At 75.6% G+C, this 5,315-nt stretch carries 5 protein-coding genes and 1 pseudogene; 4 read left to right on the top strand and 2 right to left on the bottom strand.

Annotated elements, in window-relative coordinates; genetic code table 11:
* Window positions 1-530 (top strand): annotated as a pseudogene (locus tag CCN35_RS24235) (NYN domain-containing protein); the annotation flags it as partial.
* Between the two features lie 84 nt (window positions 531-614).
* On the opposite strand, the gene CCN35_RS24230 reads toward CCN35_RS24235, so the two are convergent.
* Window positions 615-1,553, bottom strand: a complete 939-nt coding sequence (locus CCN35_RS24230; protein ID WP_086794353.1) for an MBL fold metallo-hydrolase — start codon at window positions 1,551-1,553, stop codon at window positions 615-617.
* Between the two features lie 29 nt (window positions 1,554-1,582).
* A complete protein-coding gene (locus CCN35_RS24225) occupies window positions 1,583-2,251 on the bottom strand; it encodes a TetR/AcrR family transcriptional regulator (protein ID WP_067392906.1) in 669 nt (222 codons plus the stop codon).
* Between the two features lie 235 nt (window positions 2,252-2,486).
* Here CCN35_RS24225 and CCN35_RS24220 point away from each other — a divergent pair, with 235 nt between their 5' ends.
* From CCN35_RS24220 to CCN35_RS24210, 3 genes are all read left to right on the top strand, one after another.
* A complete protein-coding gene (locus tag CCN35_RS24220) occupies window positions 2,487-3,461 on the top strand; it encodes an ABC transporter ATP-binding protein (protein ID WP_086794351.1) in 975 nt (324 codons plus the stop codon).
* 211 nt (window positions 3,462-3,672) lie between these two features.
* The gene (locus CCN35_RS24215) at window positions 3,673-4,494 is read left to right on the top strand and encodes an ABC transporter permease (RefSeq protein ID WP_086794349.1); all 822 of its coding nucleotides are present in this window, start codon (window positions 3,673-3,675) and stop codon (window positions 4,492-4,494) included.
* Between the two features lie 37 nt (window positions 4,495-4,531).
* On the top strand, window positions 4,532-5,251 hold the full coding sequence (locus CCN35_RS24210) for an AAA family ATPase (protein WP_086794347.1): 720 nt from the start codon (window positions 4,532-4,534) through the stop codon (window positions 5,249-5,251).
* Window positions 5,252-5,315: the final 64 nt, after the last annotated feature.

Below are 5,315 nucleotides of genomic sequence, written 5' to 3'. Positions count from 1 at the left end.
GGGTGGGCACGCCCTTGCCGGCCGGGACCGAGGAGCGGGTGCCGTCCGGCAAGGGCGTGCCCACCCCCCGGGACCTCGCCGAGCTGCGCGCCGCCGGCACCCCGTCCGTCCAGCACCCCGCCACGGCCACCCTGCGCTGGTCCTCCGACCGCGGCTGGGTGGAGCGCCCGGGCGTGCCCGCCGAGCCGCCCGAGGCCATGTCCATGCCGACCCTGGCCCAGCTGACCACGGCCGAGCAGCGCTGGGCGGACCGGGAGGAGGACATCACGACCGTCGGCGGCGACCCGTACGAGGTCGGGCAGGTCTTCGCCCGGCGCTGGGTGGAGCGGCTGAACGATCAGGCGCATCTGCAGAAGCTGTCGTCGATGTATCCGCGCATCCCGCACCGCATCGACGGCGAGCTGCTGCGGTACGCCGCCCGGTTCGGGCTGCTCGCGCACAAGGACGACCAGATCGACGAGCGCGACCGGTACGCCATCAGAGCCGGTTTCTGGCGGGAGATCGACCTGCGGGCCTCCGGCGGGGAGTGAGCGGCCGCCCTGGTCGTCCGGCCCGGTGGGGAGGGCGGGCCGCGGCACGACCGGCCGGTGCCCGGCCGCCGGGCCGCGGGTGTCTCAGTCGCGCGGGAAGCCGGCCCACTCGGCGACGGCGAAGCCGTCGCCCTCCCGCCGGACCTCGGCGGCACCGTGCCCCGGCCAGTGCGCCGGGACGACCAGCTCCCGCAGCTCCGCGGCCCGGGCGAGGTAGGCGCGGCGCGTCCTGGCGGCGAGCCGGGGGTCGTCGCAGAAGCAGCTGTTCCAGCCCGGTTCGAGGAGCTGCACGGGGCTGTGCAGCATGTCCCCGACGAACACGGCGCGGTCGGTGCCCGAACGCAGGGTGAGGACGGACGAGCCGGGGGTGTGGCCGGGGGCCGCCTCCAGCAGCAGGTTGCCGTCGATGCGGTGGCTGCCTTCCCAGAGCACCATCTGCCCGGCGCGCTCGACGGGGGCGATGCTGTCCTCGAACACGAGCTTGATGCCCTCCCAGCGGATGCGTTCGTGGTCGTCGCGCGGCGGCCGGCCGCCGCCCGGGCCCGGGCCGGCGGGGTCGAAGTACCGGTGGTCCGCGCGGGGGACCAGGTAGGTGGCGTTGGGGAAGGCGGGGACCCACTGCCCGTCGCGCCACTCGGTGTTCCAGCCGACGTGGTCGTAGTGGATGTGGGTGTTGACGACGACGTCGACGTCCTCGGGCTCGACGCCGGCCGCGCGCAGCCGGGCGGGGAAGCCGGTGTGCAGATGGGCGAACTGCGGGGCCTGCGGGCGGTCCCGGCCGTCGCCGACGCCGGTGTCCACCAGGATCGTCCGCCCCTCGCTGCGCAGCACCCAGGTCTGGACGCGGCAGTGGTAGGCGTCGTCGGCGGGCGTCCAGAAGTCGGGCGCCAGCCAGTCCTCGTTGCGCCGCCAGGTCTCCTCGTCGCTGTCCGGGATGATGAAGCGAACGGTGCGGACGGGGCCGGACCACTCGATCACACGGGTGATCTCGACGTCGCCGAGCACGATGTCGGGTGCGGGCATGGCAGGTCCTCCAGGGCAGGCGGACGGGGTCAGGCCGGGCCGCTCCCGTCCGAGGGGGCGTAGCGGGCGAGGAAGGTGCGCACGGCCTCGTCGATCACCGTGTCCGCGTCGGGCAGGCCGGCGGCCTCCTCGGTGAAGCCCATGACGCGCGGCCAGACGAGGAACTCCTGGACCAGGCCCATGAACTGCCGCGCGGCCAGGCGGGTGTCCGGGCAGCGCAGCCGGCCGTCGCGGACCAGGGCGTCGAGGCGCTCGGCGAACGCCGCCACCACCGGCCCCTTTCCCAGCCGGTGGAACTCGTCCGCGATCCACGGCAGACGGGCGGACTCGGCCACCACGAGCCGGGCGAAGCGGATCTGGTCCGTCTCCTCGGCGAAGCGCCGCAGCGACCGGGCGAACGCGCGCAGCACCTCCTCGGCGCTCGCGCCCTCGTCCTCCGCGGCCGGCAGGCGGTCCCGTGCGGCGAACGCCGACCAGTGGTCGCGGACCATCTCCCGGAAGACCGCCTCCTTCGAACCGAAGCGGTTGTAGACGGTCTGCCGGGAGACACCGGCGCGCTCGGCGACCCGCTCCAGGGAGACCCCGGCGTAGCGGTCGGCCAGGAAGAGCTCCTTCGCCGCGCGCAGGATCCTCACATCGGAGGGCGACCTGCGGCGTTCGTCCCCCGCGGCCGGGACCTCCTCCGTACGGGCGGTCATGCGGGCTCCTTCCCCGGTGTCGTTCTGGACTTTACAGTACAGTCTAAATCCATGGTCCGGACCGGGCGGCCGTCCCGCCGCCGGGGGTGCCGGTCCCTCCCCGGCCGTCCGGTGCGTTCCCCGGCCGGCGCGGGGCGGAAGGGCGACCCGCGGACGGGGGGACGGGGGCGACCCCGTAGGCTCGTCCCTTGTGAGTACGCGCGCGGTACAGGCTCTTCGGCCCGAGGACGACATCGTGTGCACGGTGCGCGGGCTGACCAAGACCTATCCCGCGCTGCGTGCCCGGCGCGGCGCCCCCGCCGCTCCCGAGGTGCGGGCCACCGACGGGGTGGAGCTCGACGTCCGGCGCGGTGAGATCTTCGGACTGCTCGGTCCGAACGGCGCCGGCAAGTCCACCCTCGTGCGCCAGCTCACCGGGCTGATGCGCCCCGACCGCGGCACCGTGCGCATCCTCGGCCACGACATCGTGGCCCACCCCGAGCGGGCCGCGCGGATCCTCGCCTACCTCGGACAGGAGTCCACCGCCCTGGACGAGCTGACCGTCTCCCTCGCCGCCGAGACCACCGGGCGGCTGCGCGGCCTGAGCCTGAGGCAGGCGCGCGCCGAGCGGGACGCCGTCCTCGACGAACTGGGCCTCGCGCCGATCGCCGGACGCCCGCTGAAGAAGCTCTCCGGAGGCCAGCGGCGGCTCGCCTGCGTCGCCGCCGCGCTGGTCGGCGAGCGCCCGCTGCTGGTGCTCGACGAGCCGACCACCGGCATGGACCCGGTGGCGCGGCGGGCGGTGTGGGCCGCCGTCGACCGGCGGCGCGCCGAGCGCGGCACCACGGTGGTGCTGGTCACCCACAACGTCATCGAGGCCGAGACCGTCCTGGACCGGGTCGCCGTCCTCGACCGGGGCCGGGTCATCGCCTGCGACACCCCCTCCGCGCTCAAGGAGCGGGTCGCCGACGAGGTGCGCGTCGAACTGGTCTGGCGGGAACGGGCGCCCCTGGAGGTGCCCGAGGTCGCCGCCCTGAAGGAACGGGCCGTGGAGTCCGGACGCCGCTGGACGCTGCGGCTCGCCCCCGAGGAGGCCCGCACCGCCGTCGCCACCGTCACCGGCGGGGCCGCCTTCGCCGCCCTGGACGACTTCACCCTGGCCACCCCCAGCCTGGAGGATGTGTACCTGGCGCTGGGCGGCGCCGCCCGGCAGGGGCTGGTGAAGGGGTGAGCGCGCGGGGCGGGGAATCCGTACCGGATCGGTGGGAGGATCGACGGGGCCGTGCGGGAGCCCCGTCCGGCGCCGCAGCGGCGGCCGGGAGGACACCCGCAGCCGCTCCGCGCACCGCGTCCCTCGCGGGGAGTGCCGCACAGGACGCCGCAGGGGACACTGCACAAAGCGCCGCGGGGAACGCCGCAGCAGGAAAGAGGAGCAGTTCGACGTGAGTGTCGTACCCGCCGATGTGCTGCCGGGCACGACGGCCGTGCAGGACGGCGACGCCGGACGGCCGGCCGTGCTCGGACCGTCGGCGCGGCTGTGGCCGTCGCTGGCCGCCGTGTACCGGTCCCAGCTGTCACGCGCGCGCGTGGCGCGGATCCCGCTGCTGTTCGTGGCGACCTTCCAGTCCGTCGGCATCATGATCATGATGCGGGGGGTGGTCGACGGCGCCGGCGAGGCCCGCTACGTGGTGGCCGGCGCGTCGGTCGTCGTCGTCGCCCATGTCGCCCTGAACCTGCTCGCCCAGTACTTCGGACAGCTGCGGGCCGGCGGCGGGCTCGACCACTACGCGACCCTGCCGGTGCCGCCCGCGGCCGTGGTGCTGGGCGCGGCGGCCGCGTACGCGTCCTTCACGGTGCCGGGCACGCTCGTGACCGCCGTGTTCGGATGCGTGCTGTTCGGACTGCCGCTGGGCAACCTGTGGGTGCTGGCGGCGGTGATCCCGCTCGCGGGCGCCGCGCTCTCCGGGCTCGGCGCCGTCTGCGGGCTGCTCGCACCGCGTCCGGAGCTGGCCACCCTGCTCGGCCAGCTGGGGATGTCGGCGGCGCTGCTGCTCGGCGTGCTGCCCCCCGACCGCATGCCGGGGGCGGTCAGGCTGCTGCGCGACCTGCTGCCGTCGACATACGGCGTGGAGGCGTACGCCCGTACCTTCGCGGCCCGTCCCGACTGGGCGCTGGTCCTCGCCGACATGGCCGTCTGCGCCGGGGTCGGGGTGGTCTCGCTGGCCGTCGCCACCCGGGCGTACCGCAGGGCTTCCGTTCGATGACGACGCGGATTTTCGACGCAACTGGCACGATGACGAGGTGACCGCTCCGTTGACTCCACCTCAGCCGCCGCACCGGCGGCCCTCCCAGCCGTTCTGGTCCCCCGGGCACCCCGGGCAGCCCGGACGGCCCGAGCAGTCCGGACAGTCCGGGCAGCCCGGGGCCGCGCCGAACCGGCAGGAGCCGCCCGCCGGAGCCCCGGCGGTGCGCGTGTACGACCAGGACGGCCCCGGGCTGAGGGCCGAGCTCCGGGAGGCCGTCGTCGTCCTGGTGGCCGTGACGCTCGGCGGGGTGCTGCTGGGGCTGCTCTGGCTGTGGCTGGCGCCGCGGGTGCCGCTGGTCGGGATCGCCTCCGAGGGCAACTGGGCCGTCTACCCCAAGGAGACCGAGGGGGAGCAGGCGATCGGGATCGACGGAACGTTCACGCTGCTGGGGCTGGCCTTCGGCGCCGTGAGCGCGGTGATCGTCTTCCTGGCGCGGCGGCGCGGCGGCGTGCCGCTGGTGGTGGCGCTGTGCCTCGGAGGGCTGCTGGGGTCGCTGCTGGCCTGGCGGCTGGGGGTGGCGCTGGGACCCGAGCGGGACGTGATCGCCCATGCCAAGGCGGTGGGCGAGGGGGTCACCTTCCCGGCGCCGCTGAAGCTGGGGGCGCCGGGGGCGCTGCTGGCCTGGTCGCTGGCCGCGCTGGTCGTCCACCTCGGGCTGACGGCGCTGTTCGGGCCGCGGGACCCGGAGCCGTACGAGGAGCCCCCGGCTCCGTAGCCCCGGCGCGCACCGCGGCCTTCCGGCGCGCCCCGGCCGGGGGAGCCGTGCCCGCGGGCGGGGC

The sequence above is a fragment of the Streptomyces thermovulgaris genome, from assembly GCF_002155915.1.
In the GTDB taxonomy this organism is placed as follows: domain Bacteria; phylum Actinomycetota; class Actinomycetes; order Streptomycetales; family Streptomycetaceae; genus Streptomyces; species Streptomyces thermovulgaris.
The sequence above is the reverse complement of the archived record's forward strand: the minus strand, read 5'-3'. Positions and strand labels throughout refer to the sequence as shown.

Bases quoted from the DNA above. Each gene is read 5' to 3' on its own strand.
- CCN35_RS24225 (WP_067392906.1), bottom strand. From the start codon at position 2,251: ATGACCGCCCGTACGGAGGAGGTCCCGGCCGCGGGGGACGAACGCCGC.
- CCN35_RS24230 (WP_086794353.1), bottom strand. From the start codon at position 1,553: ATGCCCGCACCCGACATCGTGCTCGGCGACGTCGAGATCACCCGTGTG.